Here is a 19,088-nt window from a genome sequence, read left to right on the forward strand (position 1 = left end):
GATTAGTGGCGGACTTACCGGCCGTACACGACCCATTACGAAATCGATACGCCGAGTAGGGTACCACCGATGAGTCCAACAGACGACGCGACCGACGAGAACGGCGTCGACCGACGACGCGTGCTGAAGACGATCGGAGCGGCGACCGCGGGGCTGCTCGCCGCCAGCGGCACTGCAGCGGCACACGAGGCCCAGTTCGAGGGCTGTGATCGCGTCTGTACGGGGACGGAGGGCAGTTTCGCCGTCGTCGCCGTCGACGGGAGCTTCACCTGTCGCCCGATGACGGCGACGAGCGGCGTCGACGTGCCCTGGAGCTGGCAGAGCTACTGTTACGAGGCGTCGGCCGACGAGGCGATCGTCGGGCTGCTCGAAGAGAACGTCGTCCGGGGCGGAACTACCGATTCGAGCGGCTCGTGTAGCCTGTGTGTTAACCCCAACGACTGCGCCGCGTCGGCCTACGACAGCGTCGACGATATCGTGGCGGCCCTGGACCAGAACGACGCCTGTGGCGTGTGCGCAGGACACGTCGAGGCAGGGGGCGACTGTACGACGTACGCGGTCGACGGCGACAGCGGCAGCGACGGCAGTGGCGGATCGGACGGCGACGACACCGATGGCGGCAGCGACGGCGGCGACGGCGATGGGAGTGACGAGACGGACGGCAGTGAGACGGGCGACGATAGCTCGGACGGAGACGACCCAGACGGCGGTGGTGTGGACGATGGCGACGAGGACGACGGAGACGATGGCGGCGGTGACGACGGTGGTGCGGACGATGGCGACGGGAGCGATGACAATAATGACGACAATGACGACGGAGACGATGGCGGCGGTGACGACTACGATACGAACCAGCACTACTCGGACGACCGAGAGCTCTGGCGCAGCGACCTCGTGGACGACGGCTCGGACGACGGCCCGGCGTGGGAGTGTGAGAACACGACCGAGAACCCGACCGCGATGGAGTTGTGGTACGATCGAGACGACACGCCGGTCGATCCCGCGGACAGAGAACGTTGCGGGTCGGGAACCGACGAGGACGACGGCCTGCTGACGGCGATGCAGCGGTGGCTCGCTCGCGACGACACGCCCGACAGCCTGGACTGATACTGCCGGCTGTCACTGTGTCACGAGATTCGCGATACGGAGTCGCGACATTCGTCACAGACGGACAGCCGGTAGTATGAGACGGAGTATCGTCGGTGTCCGGGAAGGCGGCCGTGAGATACGGAGCAGCCGCCGACGCGAGGGGAAAGGCAAGGTTTAGGCCCCTCCCAGTCGCCCCCTCAGGTATGACAGAGACCGTGGTGCTGATCGGTGGCGGGGGCCGCGAGCACGCGATCGCCCGCTCGCTGGCCGAATCAGAGGCCCGACTGTACGCGTGTGCCGGCAACAGGAACCCCGGAATCGCGGCGCTGGCCGACGGGTTCGAGACGCTGGACACGACGAACCCGACGGCGGTCCGGACCTACGCCGACGAGGTCGACGCGACCCTCGCGGTGGTCGGCCCCGAGGCCGCACTCGAAGCCGGCGTCGCCGACGCGCTCGACGAGGCGGGCGTGTACACGTTCGGTCCCCGGCAGGACGCGGCTCGCATCGAGACGGACAAGGCCTTCCAGCGGCGGTTCATGCGGGAACACGACATTCCCGGCTGTCCAGACTTCGAGACCTTCGACGACATGGCGGCCGCCTGCGCGTACATCGACGACTACGACGGCGACCTCGCGGTCAAGCCGGCCGGGCTCACCGGCGGCAAGGGCGTCCGAGTCATCGGCGACCAGGTCACCGCCGAGGAGGCAAAAGAGCATCTCCGGAGTGCGGACTACGATCGGGTCGTCCTCGAGGAGCGCCTCGTCGGCGAGGAGTTCACCGTCCAGGCGTTCGTCGCCAACGGTCAGCTCCGGGTCACGCCCGCCGTACAGGACCACAAGCGCGCCTACGAGGGCGACGAAGGGCCTAACACCGGCGGGATGGGCAGCTACTCCGACGCCGGACTGGAGCTGCCCTTCATGTCGGAAGACGACTACATGGAGGCCGTCGACGTGCTCCGGGCGGTCGTCGACGCGCTGGACGACTACAAGGGCGTCCTCTACGGGCAGTTCATGCTCACCGCCGACGGGATCAAGGTCGTCGAGTTCAACGCTCGCTTCGGCGATCCGGAGGCGATGAACACGCTGCCCGTCCTCAACACCGACTTCCTCGACGTGCTGACGGCGGCCCGCGAGGACGAGCCCCTGCCACAGCTCTCGTTCGCCCCGAAGGCGACGGTCTGCAAGTACGCCGTCCCCGAGGGCTACCCGACCGAGCCGAAAGCCGGTGCGAAAGTGAAAATCGACGAGGACAGCGTGGCGAAAGCCACGGAACGGTCGAGCGGCGACGAGCCGCGAGACAGCGCCGGTGACGCGCTCCTGTTCTACGCCAGCGTCGACGAGCGCGACGACGGCATCTACACGACGACGTCCCGGTCGTTCGCCGTCGTCGGCCTGGCGGAGACGATCACCGAGGCCGAGGAGATCGCGGAGGCGGCCCTCGACGCTGCCGGCGAGGACGGGGTCCGGATGCGCCACGACATCGGCAAGCCCGACCTCGTCCAGCAGCGGATCGACCACGTGAACGAACTGCGCGGCGAGTAACGCGGGCCGAGATCGAACCGTCCGCGACGACGCGGGTTTTTAGACGGCTCCTGACGAACGGTCGGTCGTGACTGGGCCACGACGACACGACCGCCTCGACCGGACGGCGACACCGGGGCCGCACAACTCCCTGCACCACTGGCCGTCGGCCAAGCACCCGCTCAGGCTGGTGGTGAACTTCCTCGTCGTCTGGACCCTGCGGTACTCTCCGAGCCTCGCGCTCAAGCGGTGGCTGCTCCGTCGACTCGGCGCGACGGTCGGCGAGGGGGTCTCGCTGGCGCTGACGGCCACTCCGGACGTGTTCTGGCCCGAACTGCTGACGATCGAGGACCACGCGGTCGTCGGCTACGACGCAACGCTGCTGTGTCACGAGTTCCTCAGAGACGAGTATCGGACCGGTGAGGTCGTCGTCGGCGAGGGCGCGATGATCGGCGCGGGAGCGATCGTCCTCCCCGGCGTCGAGATCGGTCACGACGCCAAGGTCGGTGCCAACGCCGTCGTCACGGCAGACGTTCCGCCGGAGACGACGGTCGTCGGTGCGCCGGCCGAGCCGGTCGACGAGGACGGAACCGACAGCACCCTTTAGCCCTCGGGGACCCTACCTCCGGTCGTGTGTACGCTCGTCTTCGCCTGGCAGGTCTTCGAACAGCCACTCGTCGTCGCTGCCAACCGTGACGAACGGCTCGACCGGGAGTCGAATCCGCCCGCCGTCCGCGACTGGCGCGCACGGGCCGTCGCACCGACCGACGCGGAAGCCGGCGGCACGTGGATCGGCTACAACGAGCACGGCGTCTTCGTCGCAGTCACCAACCGCTGGACGGACGCCGACCTCGCGGGCGAGCGCTCTCGGGGCCTGCTCGTGCGCGACGCGCTGGGCGAGCGATCCGCGGAGGACGCTGCTCGTCTCGTCGAGCGCGCCGTCGACGCCGACGAGTATCAGGGGTTCAACCTCGTCGTCGCCGACGCGTCCGCGGCCGTCTACACCGAGTGGGACGGGACCCTCTCGGTTCGCACGCTGACTCCCGGTGTCCACGTGGTCGTCAACGTCGGTGCCGACGGCGACTACCGGATGCCCGACGATCGACGGGCGGCGGCACAGCGCCAGGCCGACAGCGCCGGTCGACTGGTCCGGGCCCTCCAGCCGGAACCAGACGAGAACGGGGGCTCGTGGCTCGACCGCGCGGCCGAGACGGTCGCGGACCACGACTACGGCGTCTGCGTCCACGGTGAGGGGTTCGGCACCCGCTCGTCGTCGCTCGTCGTCCTCGGCGACGAGCGGTGGTTCCGCTACGCCGACGGACCGCCCTGTGAGACTGCGTATCGTCCGGTCGAAGGTCAGGTTTAAGCGGCCGACCCTCCCATAACGGAGTATATGAGCATGGCAGCCATCGAGGAGGAGCTCTCGGACGACGAGCGTGCCGGCCTGGAACTCATCAGAGAGTCCGGTGGCATCCACCAGAGCGACTTCTGGAAGGAACTGGACGTGTCTTCGCGCAAGGGGAGTCGGATCGTCGACTCGCTGGCGGACAAGGAACTGATCCAGCGCGAGGAGACCATCTACGAGGGGCACAACACGTACCACCTCACGCCGGCACCCAGGGATCTGGACTTCTCGCTGTTGATGGCCGGCGATCAGCTCTCGCCGTTCATCGGCGACGAAGAGGTCGACGCCCGGAGCGACGCCTTCTCGCAGTGGGTCATGAGCCTCGCGTACAACGAGTAGCGCCGCTTCTCGAACGGCAAAACGCAGAACGGACTGTTCGAAGCGCTAGTCTTCGAGCGCGTCGGCGATCCGGTCGAGCGTGCGGCGCACGTCGTGGACCTCGTCGCGCAGCTTTCGGACTTCGCGGGTCAGCTCTTCGTTGTCGCCGCTCTCCTCTTCTCGACCGCCCGGTCCCATGCCGCCGGCACCGCCGGGGCCGCCTGGACCGCCGCCCATCATGCCGCCCATCATCTGTGCGAAGGGGTTCCCGCCGCCACCGCCGCCGCCCATGCCGGGCGGGCCGCCGCCACCGCCCATCATCTCTTCCATGCGCTCCTCGCGGCTCATCTCGCCGTCTTCGCCCTCGCGTTCCTCTGCCCGTTCCTGACGGATCTCCTCGACGCGCTCGCGGAAGGACTTCTCCTCGTCCCCGCCCGCGTCGGAGGGTTCGTCTGCCGGCGATTCGTTCTCCTCAGGGTCGTCTTCTGCCATGGACGGCCGTTGGCGTGCGGGTCGGAAAAGGGTTGTCGTCTACGTGATCCGACGGACGAGCACGGACAGGCCCAGCGCGCTGGCCAGCAGGATCACGAGATTGAAGATCGCCTGGAACAGCGGCCGGTAGTCCGGCGTGACGAAGTTCCGGATCGCGTTCGAGGCCGCGAAGTAGAACTGCAGCGTCGCGATCAGGGCCACGAGGATCAGCATGGCGAAGGCGGCCCACTGGAGCGCGTCGATGACTCGCTGGCCGGTGTTGGACGCCGCCGTCTCGTCGTCCTCGTCGTCGTTGCGACGCTGGGCCGGACTCTCGAACGGCTCGTCGTCGTGCTGTGCCTCGGTCGCGCCGCCGGTGTCGTCGTCACTCATTGGTCTGTCTCCGTGCAGTCAGCAGTGCGGTTGCGAGCAGTGCCACGAGGGCGAGGGCGACGCCGAAGCCGGGACCGCTACCAGTGGTCGTTCTGGTCTCTTCCCGTCGGCCAGCGTCTCCCCCGTCGGTGGTCTCGTCGTCGAAGTCGCCGGTGTCGAACTCGACCTCTCGGCGCGTCTCGTTGGCCTCGACGACGCGGGTCGGATCGAGGTTGGCGACGCCGATGGCGGTGTCGATCACCACGCCGTCACGCAGCAGGATCGCGTCGATGTAGTAGTTGTAGCCGTCGGGGACCGTCAGCGTCGTGCCGGGCTCGACGGTCCGGCCCGGACGGATCGAGCCGACCTCCTGTCGGGACTGTGCGGCGACGAGGTTCGACTCGGCCTGGCGGGCCCGGAGTCGCAGCGTCACGTCGCCGGCTTCCGTATCGCCGTCGTTGGTCAGTGCGGCCGTCACCGACAGCTCCGAGCGGTTGTCGCTCGTCGTCGTCGGATCGACGGCGATCGTCGGAATGTCTGCCGGGGAGTTCTCGTACCGCTCGAACGTCACCGTCGAGTCGGCGTAGTCGGGCGTCAGTGCCTGGACGCCGCTGATCGTCCGCGTGCCGCGGGCGACGCGGTCGCCGTCCTCGTAGACGATCGTCTCGATGCGATAGCCGCCCTGGCGCTCGACCGAGAGGTCGGTCAGCACCGAGATCGATCGCTCACCCGTCACGTTCCCGACGGACTCGTGGACCTGATCTTCCAGCAGGCCCGACTCGGCGTCGATCGCGCGGACTTCGAGCGTGACGTTTCGCGCCGGCCCGCCGCGATGGACGAGCCGGGTGTCGAGCTGGAGGTTCGCCGTCCGACCGGGCACCGAGGTGACGTTGATCGTCGAGTCCTCGGTCTGGAGGTGGAGGTGGCTCGGACGGACGTTCTCGTCGTCGGGCTCGTCGAGAACCCCGGGAACCGCGAGCGGTGTGACGAGCATGGCGACGACGAGAACGACCATGCCGCCGGTGAGTATCGTTTCGCGTTGCACGTCCCAGTGCCCTCCACGGAGTCATAAATGTTTTCTGACTAACCGACTCGGTGTGCAATTCGGTCGGTGGGGGCAAAATTCATGCCGTCGCAGTGAGACCCCAACGACATGAACGGACGAACTGCCCTCTCGATCGCCCTCTCGGTCGTCGGCCTCGCCGCCGTCGTCGTCGGCATTCACCAGGAGTTGCTGCAGTTCCGGCCGATGTACGACGCGACCGTCGAGACCGGCTGGGGCGGCCCGCTCAATCACGAGGAGCGCCTGCTCGCACGCGTCGCCGTCGTCGGCGTTCTCGGTGTCGTCGCTTCTCTCCGGTGGCGGCGGGCCGCGCTCGCAGCGGTCGCCGCGAGCGGCGTCGTGCTGTTCTACGCGGCGAAAGCGGTCGGCTACTACGCCGCCGACAGGTCGCTGTACACCGGCTTCTCGGTCGCTGGCGGCGACGCCGGACGTTTCGTACTGGGTGCCGAACCGTACTGGCTCGTCCTGGGGGCCGCCTGCCTCCTCGCGGGCGGCGTGGCCCGGCTCTACACGGGACGAAACGGGACCGCGAGTACCACCGTCCCAGCTGACGCCGACGCCAGCATCAACTGAACGCGCCGAGGCTGGCCTGGAGTTGCCGATCGGCGCTGTCCTCGCTGACCTCGTAGCCGACGGTGTCCCGGAGGTCGACGGCGTAGGTTCCGCCGCTGTTCTCGACGACGAGGAGACGCCCCTGGGTGCCGACGACGGTACCGGACAGCAGCGTCTCGGCGATCGGGCGGTCGGTCAGGGCCAGCCCGTACTCGAACTCGAACGTCTCGATCGGCTCGAACTCGTCGAGCAGCGTCCGCCAGGCGGCCTCCTCGACCGATCGGTGTAGCCCCTCGATCTTCGTTTGCACCCGGACGCTGTCGCCCACCGTCGCGGCGATCTCGGCCTCGATCTGGCGAGCGACTCGTCCGTTCGCGACGGTCCGGAGGTGGGCCGCCCGGTCAGCCCCCTGTTCTCGCAGTCGCCGTTCGAGCCGCCACGAGCGGGTGACGCCGACTTTGAACGTCGCGGGGGCGAAGGCGGCCAGGTAGACGGCGTGTTCCTCGTGACAGCTCTCCAGTGGCATCGCACAGTCCCCGCGACACCGCGCACAGGGCCAGCGGTCAGTGTGTCTGTCACAGTAGGGTGCCGTCGGCTCCTCGCAAGCGACGTGCGTTCCCTCGTCGATCGTGCCCGCGCAGTGGCGCTCGCCGAGCGAGTACGACACCTGCTGGCCGGGCTCCAGTGGTTCCGTTCGAACGGTTCCGTCGGTACCGAGCAGGAGCGCGGCCGACTCGTCGACGCGAGCGCGATAGCCGACGACTTGCACGGCGGCGGCTACGTGGTGGCGGGCAAAATACCCGTGGATCGTCGCCGTCCCCGACGCCCGCGTCGGACTCGCCCCCGCTCTCGGCGCGGATTCTACAGCACACAGACCGCGAAACTAAAGTGCGCGAACCCCGATTGCCGACTATGGACGAGCACTCTCCGACGCGGCGCTCGCTGTTGCTGGCCGGCGGTGCGGCGGCCGCCTCGCTCGCGGGCTGTCTCGACTCCTCGAGTGGTGGCTCCGAGCAACCGGACGGAACGGCGACGGTGACGACCGGTTCGATCTCGACGCCGGTGGCGGGCGATCCCGAGGCCGACGTGACGGTCGCCGTCTACGAGGACTTCGCCTGTCCACACTGTGCGACCTTCAACCAGGAAGTGTACCCCGACATCCGCTCTGAGTACGTCGACAGCGGGGCGATCCGGTACGAACACCACGACTTCCCTCTGCCGGTCGATCAGAGCGTCTCTCTGGAGGCTCCGAACGCGGCCCGAGCGGTACAGGACGGCGTCGGCGACGAGGCGTTCTTCGAGTACGCCGACCTCCTGTTCGAGAACCAGGGCTCGCTGGGTCCGGACCGCTACGCGTCGCTGGCTCGGGAGGTCGACGCGGACCCGTCCACGGTGAAGACCGCAGCGGTCGAGCAGGCCTACGAGGCGACCATCGAGGCCGATCGCGAGGGCGGCATCGACGCGGGGGTCGACCGGACGCCGACGGCGCTGGTCGACGGCGAGAAGGTCGAGGCCAGCTACGAGGCACTCAGCGCCGCGATCGACGCGGCCCAGTCCGACAGCACTTAACGGCCGACGCCCCTCCTCTCGGGTATGCAAGGCGAACCCGAGGTCGCCGTCCTCCGACTCGGCCACCGTCCCGGCCGGGACGAACGGATGACGACCCACGTCGGACTCACGGCTCGGGCCCTGGGTGCGGATCGGCTCGTCCTCGCGAACGCGGGCGCGAGCCGGCAGGACACCGTCGAGGACATCACCGACCGCTTCGGCGGCCCCTTCGATGTCGAGGTCACCGAGCAACCGAACCGCTTCCTGAAAGACTGGTCGGGCTCGATCGCCCACCTCACCATGTACGGCCTCCCGGTGCAGGAGGTCGAAGGCGAGATCCGCGCGGCCCACCGCAGCGAGCCGCTGCTGCTGGTCGTGGGCGCGGAGAAGGTCAGTTTCGAAGTGTACGAGCGGGCCGACTGGAACGTCGGCGTGACGAACCAGCCCCACTCAGAGGTCGCCGGGCTGGCGGTCTTCCTCGATCGACTCTTCGAGGGGCGCGAACTCGACCGCGAGTGGGAAGACGCGGATCGCGTCGTCCAGCCCCAGCCGGAGGGAAAGCGGGTCGTCCCGGCCGAGGAAGCGGCCGAGACAGCCGACGAGTAGTCGCCGAGGGCGGGGAGCCGCCGGTCGCGCTCACTCGCTGGCGTCGACGTTGACGTTGGCCCACTGCGTGACGCCGCGATCCGTCGGTGCGGCCCACTCGACGGCGTTCGCGAGCACGTCCTGAATCGTCTCGTCGTGGTAGATCGGGTACGTCTCGTGGCCCGGCCGGAAGTAGAAGATCCGGCCGCTGCCGCGGCGATAGCAGACGCCGGACCGGAACACCTCGCCGCCCTCGAACCAGGAGCTGAGGACGTGTTCGTCGGGCTGTGGGATCCCGAACGGCTCGCCGTAGGTCTCGGCCTCGGGGACGACGATCGGCGTCTCGATGCCGTCGAGGATCGCGTGGTCGGGATCGATCGCCCAGAGACGCTCACGCTCGCCGGCCTCTCGCCAGTTCAGGGTACAGGGCGTCCCCAGCAGTCGACGGAAGGGCTTCGAGAAGTGCGCGGAGTGGAGCACGAGCAGGCCGAGGCCGTCGGTGACCGCGCGACAGACCCGCTCGACCACGTCGTCTGCGACCTCGTCGTGAGCGGCGTGCCCCCACCAGAGCAACACGTCGGTGTCGTCGAGCACCGACTCGGTGAGGCCGTGCTCGGGTTCTTGCAGGGTCGCCGTTCGCGTCTCGTGGCCGCGCTCGGCCAGCGCGTCGGCGATCGTCTCGTGGATGCCGTCGGGGTAGATCTCCGCGACGGCGTCGTTCTCCCGCTCGTGTACGTACTCGTTCCAGACAGTGACAGCGACCATGCGTGACCTCGGTCGGGACGTGTGGAAAAGTCTGGCGGCCCGTCACAGCGGTGTCCTGACACTTCGGTGGCCGGCTCTCGTCGACACCTTCGCTACGCGGACTCGCCGTCGGACAACTGGAGGGAGTCGTTCCCGTAGACCCGTTCGACCAAGAGCAGCGCGACCAGCGCGAGAATGATGATCGCGTACGACCCGGCGGCCAACACGGCGTCCTCCAGCGTGGCGTACTCTCCGGTGCGGAAGATGATGGCCTTCCGAACCATCGCGATGACACCGGTGTAGATGACCAGTCTGACGACTCTCCGGGTGTCGTTCTGTTCGACGTAGGCCAGCACCGTCTGGTACACCTCGACGATGATCAACAGGAGGAGCCCGGTGTCGATGAACCTGATGACGACGAGCGGATCGGTGATCCTGCCCGATCGCACGGTATCGAGTATCTCCAGAATCAGGTCGAACACCCCGACCGCAAAGAGCAGTGCAAAGACCGTCGCGGCAGCGAGTTCGACTCCGTGGACGAATTGATCCACGACACGTGAGTACCGCTCTCCCAGCGACACCGAAGATCCACTCTCGACGGGATCAGACGAGCTCTGAGCGGGCGAGGGCTGCTCGTCGCCGCTCATTCGTCCAGACCCGTCTTCCGAGGGCCGTTGTCAAACATACACCGTCTCGTACGTGTCTTGGACACATATACCATTTGTCGCGCCGGGACCGTCCCTCGCTCCAGAACTCTCCCGTGCCCTCGTCTGCTGGTACCGCTCCTCTACTACCGTCTTCCCAGCTCGTACTGCCCCGTCTCCGTATCGTTCCACGGGACGGAGACGCTCGCCGGTACGTTCCGACGACCGTCCGTATACTCGGGCCAGCGCCTCGGCGGACAGTCCCCGGAGTCAGGCCGGACGGATCCGGACCAGTCGATCGTCGTCGTCGCGCGGGAACGGTCCGTTCGCGCGGCCGTCACGGTTCGACGTGATCGCGTAGAGATCGCCCTCCGGTCCCTGTTCGACGTGGCGGACACGGCCGAGTTCCTCGCTCAGGAGCCCGCTGGTCCCGGCCCGGTAGTCGGCGTCGTACCACGAGGCATCGTGGCGTCGCTCGTGTCCGTCTGCGGGCTGTGGCCCGTCGGCGGGCGTGATCGTCGCGGCCGTGACTCGCTGACTGATCAGGCCACCGAACACGAACCGGTTCCGCAGGCTCGGAACGCTCTCGCCGGTGTAGAACACGCCCCCGGCCGGGGCCCACGACGAGGCGTCCGCGACCGGCGACTGGAACTCGGTCTCTGGGTATCGCTCGTGATCGCCGCTGTTCCGGACCACTGGCCAGCCGTAGTCGACGCCCGGCCTGAGGACGTTGAGCTCGTCTCCAGCGCCGGGTCCGTGCTCGGTGATTATCGGGGTCCCGTCCGGGAGCCAGTCGATACCCTGGGGGTTCCGGTGGCCGTAGGTGAACACGCGCGGGTCGGCGTCCGACGTGCTGTCGGGGTTGTCCGGTGGTGGCGACCCGTCGGGCCGAACGCGGAGGACTTTCCCGGCCAGGGAGGCGGGGTCTCTCGTCTGTTCCGTGTGTTCGAGTCCGGGATCGGCGTCGCCGGTCGTAATCCACAGGTAGTCGGCCGGTCCGAACGCGATCCGACCGCCGTTGTGGTAGGTGTCGGCCGGGATCTCGTCGACGACCGGGACGACAGTCTCGTCGGGAGCTGGTGCGCTGGCGTCGAAGGCGACCACCCGATTGCGCTTCCCCTCGCTCGTCTCGGCCGTGTAGTAGACGTAGACGACCGGCGGATCCGGATACGACGGGTGGGCGGCGACGCCGAGCAGACCGCCTTCTCCGCCGGTGAGCCGCCACCGACTCTCGTCGGAGCCCGCCTCGATCGCGGCTGCGTCGATGATGTCGGACGGCTCGGCGACCGTCCGCAGCGTCCCGCTGTCGAACTCGGTGATACGGCCGGTCCGCTCTGTCACGAACAGCGTGTCTTCGCCCGCAAACGAGAGGTCCCAGGGCACTTCGAGCCCGGTCGCCAGCACCTCCGCGGTGTACTCCTCTCGGGGCGAGTCGCTCGGCGGTTCCCAGTCGGGATCGTAGCGGTCCCACTCTGTGAGCTCGTGGGTCACCGAGAGATCGTATCCGAGCGCCGCGGGGCCGGCCGGCGTGTCGGTACCGCCCTCGCTCGTCGTTCGAGTGCCGTCGTTCGGATTCGATCCCGTACAACCGGCGACGAGGCCGACGCCGACGATCGCACCGCTCCGTCGGAGAAACCGACGGCGACTGATCCCCCTGCTGCTGGCTCGATTGCCACCCATGGACTTTGGCTCTCCTAAAAATATATCGTACTTGCGGTTTCGACCCCGGGAGTCGTACGGGAAAGCTAAAACTTAACCGGACGACGGCCCGAAGAGCATACAATGGCTTTTGAGGACCTCCTGGAGGATCCTGTGATACAGAAATACCTCCACGAACTCGTCGGACCGAAAGGGATGCCGGTCGCCGCCGCGCCGCCGGACGGCGAAGTGACCGACGAAGAACTCGCCGAAGAGCTGGGACTGGAGCTCAACGACGTGCGTCGGGCGCTGTTCATTCTCTACGAGAACGACCTGGCGTCGTATCGGCGACTCCGGGACGAAGACTCGGGGTGGCTCACCTACCTCTGGACGTTCAAGTACGAGAACATCCCGGAGAAGCTCGAAGAGGAGATGCACCGCCTGCTCGACGCGCTCGAAGACCGCGAATCGTACGAGCGAGACAACGAGTTTTACCTCTGTGAGCGCTGTGGCATCCGCTTCGAGTTCGACGAGGCGATGGAGTTTGGCTTCCAGTGTCCCGAGTGCGGTGACCAGGTCGAATCGATGGAGAACACGCGACTCGTCGACGCCATGGACGAACGGATCGCGAAGCTCCGCGACGAACTCAACGTCGACCACGAACGAGAGGACGCCGAAGCCTGATGGTCGTACTCGCAACGAAGCTGTACGTCGACGGCGACGCTCGCCAGCGTGCGCTCGACTCGCTGACCTCGCTCGTGGGGAACGAACTCGCGGATCTGGACGTGGAGTACGACGTGGGGATCCGCGACGACGACTTCCCGAGCGTCACGATCACGGGGCCAGACGAGACGATCGCCCGGAACCTCCTGGGCGAGGAGTTCGGCGAGATCGTCCCGACCCTCGAAGCCGGCGAGACCTACGTCGGCACGCTCGACTCCTGGGACGACGACGGGTTCGTCCTCGACGTCGGCCACGGCGACTCCGTCCGGATTCCGGCCGACGAGATCGGACTGGGCCGGGGGAGTCCCGAACAGGTCCGGACCCGCTTCGGACTTGTCCAGCATCTCCCGCTGGAGTTCGTCAACGACGATCCGCCACGGCTCAGTGACGCCGCCCAGGACGAGCTGTACGAGTGGACCCGAGGCCAGGGCCGCGTCAACGTCAACAGCGCGACCCGGGCAGAGGTTCGAGCGACCGTCAACCGCGCCGGCCACGCCCAGGACATCGTCACCGTCGAGCGCGTCGGCCTGCTTGAACAGAGTATCGTCTGCCGTGACGAGACCGATCCGCCGGGGCTGGTGTCCAGCATCGGCCAGTACCTGCCCTCGGAGCTGCTCTGTATCGTCCCATGAGGCGTCGGGGTCTCGTGCTCGCTGCGGTGCTCGCACTCGTCGCCCTGAGTGGCTGTACCTCGCTTCTCGGGCCGGGCGAACCGGACCCCCAGCAGCTCAACGAATCCGCCGACTACGACTGGGATTCGAGCGTCAACGCCTCCATCACTCTCGAAAAGAACGCCTCTGCCCACGTGTACGGTACCGAGAACCGCTCGGAGCTACGTGTGTACGAGCGCGACGCGCTGGGCCAGGAGACCCACCTCGAAATCAGGGCGCTCCAGTACCGATATCCGAACGGGACCGTCGTCACCGCCGACCACTCGGCGCTGTCGGTGAGCCAGACCCGCGAGCGGACCATCATCGACGTACCCAACGAGACCGCCGGACAGGTCGCGTTCACCGCGCCTCGACAGGGCAAACGCTACTCGACGCCGGTGTTCGTCGAGGGGGCGACGAACCTCACCCTTCCGCCGGGGGCTCGCGTCGGGGTCCCGCTGCTCTCGCAGGTGAACCCACCGGCCGGCGAGCGATCGGTGACGGACAACCGGATGACGCTGACCTACGAGAACGTGACCGCCCAGACGATCCGCGTGCGCTACTACCTCCAGCGTGACCTGCTGATCTTCGGCTCGGTCTTCGGGGGTGGGATCGTCCTGGCGATCGGCGGGAGCGTCTACTACTGGCGACAGATCCAGTCGCTGAAACGAAAGCGCGAGGAGACCGCCATCGACATCGACACGGACGGCGACGACTTCGGCGACGACGGGCCGCCGCCGGGCATGCGGTAGCCGCGACGACGAGAGGCTTTTACTCGGTGACGACCAACGCCGCGACATGCACGTCGCGCTGGTCACGGTCGGCGACGAACTACTCGCTGGCGACACCGTCAACACGAACGCCGCGTGGCTCGGCCGCCAGCTCGCCGACCGCGGAGTGTCGGTCGAACGGACGACGGTGGTCCCGGATCGGCTGGCGGACATCGCCCGCGTCGTCAACGAGTACCACGCCGAGTACGACGCCGTCGTCGTCACCGGCGGGCTCGGACCGACACACGACGACAAGACGATCGAGGGCGTCGCCGCCGCCTTCGGCCGTGACGTGGTCGAGAGCGAGGAAGCGCTGTCGTGGCTGGAAGAACACGGCGGCTACGAGCGTGCCGATCTCACCGACGGCACCGGCCACGTCCCCGAAGGGGCGCGTGTGCTGCCCAACCACGAGGGCGTCGCGCCGGGCTGTATCGTCGAGAACTGCTACGTACTGCCGGGTGTCCCCGCAGAGATGAAACGGATGTTCGAGGAGATCGAAGACGCGTTCGACGGGGACGGGCGACACGTCACCGTCGTCGAGACCGACGAACCCGAGAGCGCGCTGCTGGATCGCCTCGCCGCGGTCCAGGAGCGGTTCCCGGTGAAAGTCGGCAGCTACCCTGGCGAGCGTGTCAGCGTCAAGTTCGAGGGAACCGATCGGGAACTCGTACAGGAAGCGGCGGCGTGGTTCGAAGCGCGGGTCGACTCCGTCGACGACTAGCGCGCGAGGAACTTGAGCCAGAGCGCCGTCGCGAGGATCCCGCCGAGCGTGATGACGTAGCCGGCCGCGTCGATGATCCCGGGCTGTACGGTTTCTTGCAGCGGAACGAACATACGACTACGTCCATCGCCCTCCCGCTTCAAAGATTCGTTCCCGGGTGGCTTTTGCGAGTGGCGACCGAACGCGTGGTATGCGCCGAATCGGTGTCGTCGTCAACCCCATCGCTGGGATGGGTGGGCGGGTCGGACTCAAAGGGACGGACGGCAAGGTCGAAGCGGCTCGCGAGCGGGGGGCCGAGCCCCGCGCACCCGAGCGTGCGGCCACCGCGCTGGCCGCACTCCGGGAGTACGGCGACGAGATCGAGGTGCTCACTTGGGGCGAGCCGATGGGTGCCGGGGCGGCTCGGGACGCGGGGTTCGAGCCGGTCGTGCTCGGGGAGCCAGCGGGCGACGAGACGACGAGGGAGGATACGCGGGCCGCCGTACGTGCCTTCCGCGAGCACGGGGTCGATCTCGTGTTCTTCGTGGGCGGGGACGGCACCGCTGTCGACGTGGCCGAGGAACTCGGCGAGGAGACGCCGATGCTCGGCGTACCGGCCGGCGTCAAGGTGTACTCGTCTGTCTTCGGCGTCTCACCGCGTGCGGCCGGCCGTATCGCCGCCCGCTTTACCGACACCGAACGGGCGGAGGTCAACGACATCGACGAGGACGAGTACCGCCGAGGCGAGGTCGTCACCGAGCTTCGGGCCGTCGTTCGCGTCCCACAGGCAGACGAGCGCCAGTCCGCGAAGCAACTCGGCGGCGGCACCGTCGAGACGCTGGCCGAGGCCGTCGCAGAGGAGGCACGATCGGGAGTCACCTACGTCCTCGGACCCGGCAGCACCGTCGGCGCGATCAAGTCCGCGCTGGGGTTCGACGGCACGACCCTGGGCGTCGACGTGTGGCGAGACGGGGCGGTTCTCGTCAGGGACGGCGGCGAGGCGGAGATCGTCGACGCGCTCGGCGAGGACAACGTCGTGATCGTCTCGCCCATCGGCGGACAGGGGTTCGTCTTCGGCCGGGGGAACCAACAGCTGTCGCCGGCCGTCATCGAACGCTGTGAGATCGAGGTCGTCGCATCGCGGGCCAAGCTCGACGACATCGGCGTGTTGCGCGTCGACACCGGCGATCCGGAACTGGACGAGCAGTTGCGGGGCTGGCTCCGGGTGCGCGTCGGGGCCTTCGAGCGCCGTCTCGTCGAGGTCGCCTGACGCCGCGACGATCGGTGGATGTTCGTCCACCGATTCCCGGCAACGAATCTCAATATTATTATTCGCGGAATGTATTCGTCCGTATGGACAACATTAAGGTGAGCTGGGACAAGTAAAGGACATATGGAAACCCGAAAGGTACAGCGGTTGGGCCCTTCGACGCTCGCGATGACGTTGCCGGCAGAGTGGGCCAGCGCCCACGACGTGGAGAAGGGCGACGAAGTGTCGCTGCGAATCAGCGGCAACGGTGCCCTCACCGTGTTGCCCGAATCGGTGCAGGCAGAGGAGTCCGAGGCGATCATCTACGCCGCCAATCTCGACGCCGACGCCGTCGAGCGAGCGATCGTCGCCCAGTACGTGCTGGGCCGCCGGATCATCCACATCGACGCTGGCGAGGGCGAGACGCTCCCCTCGGAACACATCAACGCCGTCTACAACGCCGAGACCCAGCTGATGGGGCTGGGCGTCATCGAGGAACGCCCGGAACGCATCGCCATCCGGTGCTCGGTCGACCCCGAAGACTTCACGCTGAACAACCTCCTCGAACGGCTCGAATCGACCGGCAGCACCATGCGAAACGAGGCCGTCAAGTCGCTGGCCCACGGCAACCCCGACCTCGCACAGCGCGCACTCAACCGGGAACGCCAGGCCAACAAGATCTTCGTGCTCCTCCTTCGGCTCATCTTCACCTCCTACCAGAACCCCAATCTGGCGCGGGCGGTCGGCCTCGACGACGGCTTCCCGCTGATCGGGTACCGATCGATCGCGAAGAACCTGGAGTTGACTGCCGACAACGCCGAGGACATCGCCGAGATCGCCCTGGAGTCCGACGATCACACGCTCACGGTCGAGTCGTCGACGATGCGTCGGATCCGCGATTTCACCGATCAGGTCAACGAGATCACGGAGAAAGCGGTGACCGCCACCGTCGAGCGCGACTACGACACCGCAATCGAGGTCCGCGAGACCTACGCCGAGATCGGCGACCGGGAGACCGAGATTCTTGACGATCTGCCGGAGATGGGCAACGAGTCGCTCCTGCAGGTGCGAGAAGTCCTCGTGAGCCTCCAGCAGACCGCCGAGTACGCCGTCCGAAACGCCGAAATCGCGACGAACCTCGCGCTCAACGAGGAGTCCGAGCACACCGAGATCAAGTAATCGTCCGTCAGAGCACGCCGTCGCCGGTCTCGGATCCACCATCGAGGATGCCGTCGTCGGTCTCGGTCGGCGTTGCCGTTGGCGTCGTCTCCGTCCCGGTGACGGTCGTTTCTGTTACCTCCGAGCCCGTCGGATCGAGTCCGTCGTCGGAGTCTGTTTCTGTGGTTCTGCTATCTGCTCCTGTCGTGGCGCTGTCGTTCGACGCTGACGCCGGCGTCGCCTCGTCAGTCGTCGCACTCTCGTTTGTCGCCTTGGTGCCGAAGATGTCGGTCTCGATCCGCTGCTCGTAATCGATCGCGTCGAGATCGATCCTGAACTGTTCCTCGCCCACCTCGACGAGCAGATAGAAGTCGATCCGTAGATCCGTGACCTGGTCCCGATCGATGTGGCTGACCCACCACTCGTCGAGTCTGTCGTTGCGGATCGCCGCGTTCGCTCGGATCGTCTCTGTCGTCCGCGGTTCGAGGAGATACCCCCTGTCGGTCTCGCCCTCGCCGACGGGGACGCCGTTCATCGTGACGTCGTAGCCGACCTTCGAGACGGTGTAGGGAACGGACTTGGGGTTGTAGACGGTGAAGCTGAGGTCCAGCGGCGTCTGCTGGCGCGTCACGTTCGGTCGGTCCCAGGCCCCTCGCGTCCGATTGATGTACAGGACGGGGTCGCGAACGAACGGGCGATTCGCCTCGACCGGTCGCGTCTCCGTCGAGTCGAACTGCCCGGCGATGTCCGTCTCGATCGCCCGTGACTGACCCAGAGAGGCCTCGCCGAGCGGCGTCTCGACTCTCGCGTCGATATCGACCGCCGTCGTCTCTCCGTTGTCGACGTGGGTGTACCACCAGACCGGAATCTGCTCGTTGTCTATCGCCGTCGTGAGGTTCAGCGTCGAGTTCCCGGTCGGCACCCGGACGCCGTCTCGCTGTCCGCTGGCGAGTGTCACGTCGTTCATGGCGACGCTGTAGTTGACGCGTACGTTCCCCAGTCTGACCCCGATCGGATTCGGGTTGCGCAGGTGCAGATCGGTGTGGACGACCGTCGTCGTCTCGTTGACCGGCCCGAACTGGTTGTCGACGCCCGCGAGGCTGGGCGTGCCGAGGACACCGAGCGCGACGCCGCCACCGAGGACCAGCGCGATCCCCAGGACGCCAGCGAGGCCGACTGTGAGCGATCGACGCATACAGTAGCGACTCCACGTCGGACTGGATATATCTTCGGGCACGGCGTCGCTCTCGGGACGCTCGCTCCGTATGAATTAAGTGGCCACTCGGGATAGCAGTTCGTATGGCAACAACGTCGTCGAAGACGGACATGAGCGTCGGACTGGGGCTGCTCTTCTCGATCGTGGCGGTCGTCGCTTCGGTCGCGACAGGGGTCTTCGGCTACTCGTACGCGCTGGAACACGCCCGTGCAGTGCAGGTCAACGGCGGGATCGCCTTCGGCGTCGCGATGCTGGCGGCGGGCCTGGCGATCGTCGCGATCCACGCGTTCGACGACTGATCGACGGGCCGACGAGTCGTCGCTTGACCATCCTTTTGTTCCCACTGCCCACCCGTCTACTCCGCTCCGATAGCTCGGAAAGGAACGGTTAAGACTTCGAAGGCCCTACTTGGAGGCATGGGAGAGATCAGCGAGGAAGACCGGCAGATCCTCGACTACCTGAGGGACAGCGTCTCCCGCGGGCAGAGCTACTTCCGCGCGAAGAACATCGCCGATCAGCTCGGTCTCTCGTCGAAGCAGGTCGGTGCCCGGTTGCCGCGACTCGCCGAGGAGGCCGACGAGGTCGACATCGAGAAGTGGGGACGATCCCGCTCGACGACGTGGCGCGTCACGCTGAGCTAGCCGTGGCCGTCTTCGCCGTCTTTTTGACC

24 protein-coding genes are annotated in these 19,088 nt (G+C 67.1%); 16 read left to right on the forward strand and 8 right to left on the reverse strand.

The genetic code is table 11. The features are described 5' to 3' along the window. Positions 1 to 69 precede the first annotated feature (69 nt). The 5 genes from HMUK_RS11160 to HMUK_RS11180 all read left to right on the forward strand — a co-directional run bounded on the left by HMUK_RS11160 (position 70) and on the right by HMUK_RS11180 (position 4,356). A complete protein-coding gene (locus HMUK_RS11160; protein ID WP_015763269.1) occupies positions 70 to 1,107 on the forward strand; it encodes a hypothetical protein in 1,038 nt (345 codons plus the stop codon). Between the two features lie 185 nt (positions 1,108 to 1,292). After that, positions 1,293 to 2,633 carry a phosphoribosylamine--glycine ligase gene (gene purD / locus HMUK_RS11165; protein ID WP_015763270.1) on the forward strand — a complete coding sequence of 447 codons (1,341 nt, stop codon included), beginning with the start codon at positions 1,293 to 1,295 and terminating at the stop codon, positions 2,631 to 2,633. A gap of 67 nt (positions 2,634 to 2,700) precedes the next feature. Then, the gene (locus HMUK_RS11170; protein ID WP_015763271.1) at positions 2,701 to 3,219 is read left to right on the forward strand and encodes an acyltransferase; all 519 of its coding nucleotides are present in this window, start codon (positions 2,701 to 2,703) and stop codon (positions 3,217 to 3,219) included. 24 nt (positions 3,220 to 3,243) lie between these two features. Further along, the gene (locus HMUK_RS11175) at positions 3,244 to 3,978 is read left to right on the forward strand and encodes an NRDE family protein (protein ID WP_015763272.1); all 735 of its coding nucleotides are present in this window, start codon (positions 3,244 to 3,246) and stop codon (positions 3,976 to 3,978) included. Between the two features lie 27 nt (positions 3,979 to 4,005). Then, entirely contained in the window at positions 4,006 to 4,356 is a 351-nt protein-coding gene (locus HMUK_RS11180) for a helix-turn-helix transcriptional regulator (protein WP_018258646.1), read from the forward strand. 45 nt (positions 4,357 to 4,401) lie between these two features. Here the strand turns inward: HMUK_RS11180 and HMUK_RS11185 are convergent, their stop codons facing one another. From HMUK_RS11185 to HMUK_RS11195, 3 genes are read right to left on the reverse strand one after another with little or no spacing between them, the layout of a single operon-like run. Continuing rightward, positions 4,402 to 4,827 (reverse strand): hypothetical protein, encoded by a 426-nt coding sequence (locus tag HMUK_RS11185; protein ID WP_015763274.1) that lies wholly within the window; start codon positions 4,825 to 4,827, stop codon positions 4,402 to 4,404. A gap of 39 nt (positions 4,828 to 4,866) precedes the next feature. Then, entirely contained in the window at positions 4,867 to 5,199 is a 333-nt protein-coding gene (locus HMUK_RS11190; RefSeq protein ID WP_015763275.1) for a hypothetical protein, read from the reverse strand. After that, positions 5,192 to 6,223, reverse strand: coding sequence for a DUF7490 domain-containing protein (locus HMUK_RS11195; RefSeq protein WP_015763276.1), 1,032 nt, complete (start codon positions 6,221 to 6,223; stop codon positions 5,192 to 5,194). Before HMUK_RS11195 ends, HMUK_RS11190 begins: the two co-directional genes overlap by 8 nt. Positions 6,224 to 6,331: 108 nt before the next feature. Here HMUK_RS11195 and HMUK_RS11200 point away from each other — a divergent pair, with 108 nt between their 5' ends. After that, positions 6,332 to 6,814, forward strand: a complete 483-nt coding sequence (locus HMUK_RS11200) for a hypothetical protein (RefSeq protein ID WP_015763277.1) — start codon at positions 6,332 to 6,334, stop codon at positions 6,812 to 6,814. Here the strand turns inward: HMUK_RS11200 and HMUK_RS11205 are convergent. Then, entirely contained in the window at positions 6,807 to 7,562 is a 756-nt protein-coding gene (locus HMUK_RS11205; RefSeq protein WP_015763278.1) for a DUF2797 domain-containing protein, read from the reverse strand. The two genes, HMUK_RS11200 and HMUK_RS11205, sit on opposite strands and share 8 nt — an antisense overlap. Positions 7,563 to 7,705: 143 nt before the next feature. Between HMUK_RS11205 and HMUK_RS11210 the strand changes: the two genes are divergently transcribed. Together HMUK_RS11210 and HMUK_RS11215 are read left to right on the forward strand one after the other, a co-directional pair. After that, positions 7,706 to 8,362 (forward strand): DsbA family protein, encoded by a 657-nt coding sequence (locus HMUK_RS11210; protein ID WP_015763279.1) that lies wholly within the window; start codon positions 7,706 to 7,708, stop codon positions 8,360 to 8,362. 24 nt (positions 8,363 to 8,386) lie between these two features. Next, positions 8,387 to 8,947: a tRNA (cytidine(56)-2'-O)-methyltransferase gene (locus HMUK_RS11215; protein WP_015763280.1), complete on the forward strand. Its 561-nt coding sequence runs from the start codon at positions 8,387 to 8,389 to the stop codon at positions 8,945 to 8,947. 30 nt (positions 8,948 to 8,977) lie between these two features. On the opposite strand, the gene HMUK_RS11220 is transcribed toward HMUK_RS11215, so the two are convergent. From HMUK_RS11220 to HMUK_RS11230, 3 genes are all read right to left on the reverse strand, one after another. Continuing rightward, positions 8,978 to 9,691 (reverse strand): ThuA domain-containing protein, encoded by a 714-nt coding sequence (locus tag HMUK_RS11220; protein ID WP_015763281.1) that lies wholly within the window; start codon positions 9,689 to 9,691, stop codon positions 8,978 to 8,980. 92 nt (positions 9,692 to 9,783) lie between these two features. After that, positions 9,784 to 10,317, reverse strand: a complete 534-nt coding sequence (locus HMUK_RS11225; RefSeq protein ID WP_015763282.1) for a phosphate-starvation-inducible PsiE family protein — start codon at positions 10,315 to 10,317, stop codon at positions 9,784 to 9,786. Between the two features lie 267 nt (positions 10,318 to 10,584). Then, on the reverse strand, positions 10,585 to 11,994 hold the full coding sequence (locus HMUK_RS11230; RefSeq protein WP_015763283.1) for a PQQ-dependent sugar dehydrogenase: 1,410 nt from the start codon (positions 11,992 to 11,994) through the stop codon (positions 10,585 to 10,587). A gap of 102 nt (positions 11,995 to 12,096) precedes the next feature. On the opposite strand from HMUK_RS11230, the gene HMUK_RS11235 reads away from it, so the two are divergent. The 6 genes from HMUK_RS11235 (at position 12,097) to HMUK_RS11260 (ending at position 17,223) form a co-directional block, all read left to right on the forward strand. Then, positions 12,097 to 12,636 carry a transcription factor gene (locus HMUK_RS11235; RefSeq protein WP_015763284.1) on the forward strand — a complete coding sequence of 180 codons (540 nt, stop codon included), beginning with the start codon at positions 12,097 to 12,099 and terminating at the stop codon, positions 12,634 to 12,636. Beyond that, positions 12,636 to 13,307: a DUF2110 family protein gene (locus HMUK_RS11240; RefSeq protein WP_015763285.1), complete on the forward strand. Its 672-nt coding sequence runs from the start codon at positions 12,636 to 12,638 to the stop codon at positions 13,305 to 13,307. The genes HMUK_RS11235 and HMUK_RS11240 overlap by 1 nt, the downstream gene beginning before the upstream one ends. Beyond that, entirely contained in the window at positions 13,304 to 14,077 is a 774-nt protein-coding gene (locus HMUK_RS11245; RefSeq protein ID WP_015763286.1) for a DUF5803 family protein, read from the forward strand. Before HMUK_RS11240 ends, HMUK_RS11245 begins: the two co-directional genes overlap by 4 nt. Before the next feature lie 46 nt (positions 14,078 to 14,123). Then, positions 14,124 to 14,816, forward strand: a complete 693-nt coding sequence (locus HMUK_RS11250; protein WP_015763287.1) for a competence/damage-inducible protein A — start codon at positions 14,124 to 14,126, stop codon at positions 14,814 to 14,816. Positions 14,817 to 15,006: 190 nt separating this feature from the next. Continuing rightward, positions 15,007 to 16,065, forward strand: a complete 1,059-nt coding sequence (locus HMUK_RS11255; RefSeq protein ID WP_015763289.1) for an ATP-NAD kinase family protein — start codon at positions 15,007 to 15,009, stop codon at positions 16,063 to 16,065. A 123-nt stretch (positions 16,066 to 16,188) separates the two neighbouring features. Next, positions 16,189 to 17,223, forward strand: a complete 1,035-nt coding sequence (locus tag HMUK_RS11260) for a phosphate signaling complex PhoU family protein (protein ID WP_015763290.1) — start codon at positions 16,189 to 16,191, stop codon at positions 17,221 to 17,223. Between the two features lie 7 nt (positions 17,224 to 17,230). Here the strand turns inward: HMUK_RS11260 and HMUK_RS11265 are convergent, their stop codons facing one another. Beyond that, entirely contained in the window at positions 17,231 to 18,397 is a 1,167-nt protein-coding gene (locus HMUK_RS11265) for an LEA type 2 family protein (RefSeq protein ID WP_015763291.1), read from the reverse strand. Positions 18,398 to 18,501: 104 nt separating this feature from the next. Between HMUK_RS11265 and HMUK_RS11270 the strand changes: the two genes are divergently transcribed. Beyond that, positions 18,502 to 18,717 carry a DUF7525 family protein gene (locus HMUK_RS11270; RefSeq protein ID WP_223270951.1) on the forward strand — a complete coding sequence of 72 codons (216 nt, stop codon included), beginning with the start codon at positions 18,502 to 18,504 and terminating at the stop codon, positions 18,715 to 18,717. 117 nt (positions 18,718 to 18,834) lie between these two features. Then, positions 18,835 to 19,059, forward strand: coding sequence for a DUF7123 family protein (locus tag HMUK_RS11275; protein WP_015763293.1), 225 nt, complete (start codon positions 18,835 to 18,837; stop codon positions 19,057 to 19,059). Positions 19,060 to 19,088 lie beyond the last annotated feature (29 nt).

The organism is Halomicrobium mukohataei DSM 12286 (assembly GCF_000023965.1).
Lineage (GTDB): Archaea > Halobacteriota > Halobacteria > Halobacteriales > Haloarculaceae > Halomicrobium > Halomicrobium mukohataei.

Coding starts and splice junctions, on each gene's coding strand:
- HMUK_RS11160 (WP_015763269.1), top strand. CDS start 70: ATGAGTCCAACAGACGACGCGACCGACGAGAACGGCGTCGACCGACGA.
- purD (WP_015763270.1), top strand. CDS start 1,293: ATGACAGAGACCGTGGTGCTGATCGGTGGCGGGGGCCGCGAGCACGCG.
- HMUK_RS11180 (WP_018258646.1), top strand. CDS start 4,006: ATGAGCATGGCAGCCATCGAGGAGGAGCTCTCGGACGACGAGCGTGCC.
- HMUK_RS11185 (WP_015763274.1), bottom strand. CDS start 4,827: ATGGCAGAAGACGACCCTGAGGAGAACGAATCGCCGGCAGACGAACCC.
- HMUK_RS11190 (WP_015763275.1), bottom strand. CDS start 5,199: ATGAGTGACGACGACACCGGCGGCGCGACCGAGGCACAGCACGACGAC.
- HMUK_RS11200 (WP_015763277.1), top strand. CDS start 6,332: ATGAACGGACGAACTGCCCTCTCGATCGCCCTCTCGGTCGTCGGCCTC.
- HMUK_RS11210 (WP_015763279.1), top strand. CDS start 7,706: ATGGACGAGCACTCTCCGACGCGGCGCTCGCTGTTGCTGGCCGGCGGT.
- HMUK_RS11215 (WP_015763280.1), top strand. CDS start 8,387: ATGCAAGGCGAACCCGAGGTCGCCGTCCTCCGACTCGGCCACCGTCCC.
- HMUK_RS11220 (WP_015763281.1), bottom strand. CDS start 9,691: ATGGTCGCTGTCACTGTCTGGAACGAGTACGTACACGAGCGGGAGAAC.
- HMUK_RS11225 (WP_015763282.1), bottom strand. CDS start 10,317: ATGAGCGGCGACGAGCAGCCCTCGCCCGCTCAGAGCTCGTCTGATCCC.
- HMUK_RS11230 (WP_015763283.1), bottom strand. CDS start 11,994: ATGGGTGGCAATCGAGCCAGCAGCAGGGGGATCAGTCGCCGTCGGTTT.
- HMUK_RS11235 (WP_015763284.1), top strand. CDS start 12,097: ATGGCTTTTGAGGACCTCCTGGAGGATCCTGTGATACAGAAATACCTC.
- HMUK_RS11240 (WP_015763285.1), top strand. CDS start 12,636: ATGGTCGTACTCGCAACGAAGCTGTACGTCGACGGCGACGCTCGCCAG.
- HMUK_RS11245 (WP_015763286.1), top strand. CDS start 13,304: ATGAGGCGTCGGGGTCTCGTGCTCGCTGCGGTGCTCGCACTCGTCGCC.
- HMUK_RS11250 (WP_015763287.1), top strand. CDS start 14,124: ATGCACGTCGCGCTGGTCACGGTCGGCGACGAACTACTCGCTGGCGAC.
- HMUK_RS11255 (WP_015763289.1), top strand. CDS start 15,007: ATGCGCCGAATCGGTGTCGTCGTCAACCCCATCGCTGGGATGGGTGGG.
- HMUK_RS11260 (WP_015763290.1), top strand. CDS start 16,189: ATGGAAACCCGAAAGGTACAGCGGTTGGGCCCTTCGACGCTCGCGATG.
- HMUK_RS11265 (WP_015763291.1), bottom strand. CDS start 18,397: ATGCGTCGATCGCTCACAGTCGGCCTCGCTGGCGTCCTGGGGATCGCG.
- HMUK_RS11270 (WP_223270951.1), top strand. CDS start 18,502: ATGGCAACAACGTCGTCGAAGACGGACATGAGCGTCGGACTGGGGCTG.
- HMUK_RS11275 (WP_015763293.1), top strand. CDS start 18,835: ATGGGAGAGATCAGCGAGGAAGACCGGCAGATCCTCGACTACCTGAGG.